Annotated in this window: 1 protein-coding gene and 1 pseudogene; both read left to right on the top strand. The window is 45.6% G+C overall.

The window, feature by feature from the left end:
- Window positions 1–552 (top strand): hypothetical protein (locus tag AC1DKD_RS41525; protein WP_477144775.1); only part of this gene is annotated, 552 nt, incomplete at its 5' end.
- A 143-nt stretch (window positions 553–695) separates the two neighbouring features.
- Window positions 696–973: pseudogene (locus AC1DKD_RS41520) on the top strand (hypothetical protein); the annotation flags it as partial.

Genomic DNA, 973 nt, shown 5'->3' with positions numbered 1-973 from the left:
GTAACAGATGGTCAAACTACTATCAATAATATATCTGGCGAAAGTGTGGGGTCCAATGGGGACGGTGTAAAACTTGGTGGCACACGAATTGATTTGGAAAAGCTATGCGGAAAAACTAATGAGCGGTGTCTAAAGAAAACCGATGGAAGTCTGGATCTTGATGACAAAAAACAGGTTCAGTTTGATAACGGGGCTGTCGGGATGAGTTTGGCTGAATTTTTGGGGACAGAGAAAGGTAAAGAAATGGGCGGCCTTACCGGTGGGATACAGGGTGTAAGAGGCACTTTATTCGGTGTGCCTTACGGGACTGGTAGTTGGCAAGATAGATTGATCGAATCCTTTGCCGGCACTCATGACATGATTGGTGGAAAGTTGGGGGGGCTCTACGACGAGGAAGGCAATGCGAAGCGAGAGCGCTCACTTGCGGTAAAAGTCGGGCATGAGGCATGGAGTATCGCGGCAATTCCTATTTCCGGGCCTTTCGCAATGGCCGAGGCATTGCCCCCCGAAGTCTGGCAGGCTATTTCTCTTCTTCTAAAGTCGGGAATTTAAGAGCTGCCAGATTAACTTTACCTCCTTAAATAAAATATTTTTATCCATTTTGTATGTTTTGATGGTTTTTGATGAAGATTAAATTTTTTATAGTTGTTTTTCTCCCTCTCTTATTATTTGGGTGTGGGATAGGAGGGTTTTGGATGAATGGAAATCCATCTGCGGGAATGAATATCACGCCTCTCAGTGATTATTGGGAAAAAAAGGTTGGAGGTGTGGAAGACAGAAATCTGGACTGGGTGGAATGTGGGGGGATGCGGGATGGAGGATACAGTAGCCCAAAGTCTGGAGTTGACGCTCAAGAGATGCGAGATGCAGCTGGTGCGAAATATATGGAGATACAGCAATGTATGCTTAAAAAAGGCTATCGCTATACCGGTTCTTGTGAAGGCTCGATACGGCACACATATCCAGCCTGCAA

This window comes from Cupriavidus sp. 05T313 (genome assembly GCF_056396665.1).
Note: the sequence above shows the minus strand (reverse complement) of the source record. Positions and strands in the feature narration are given on the sequence as shown.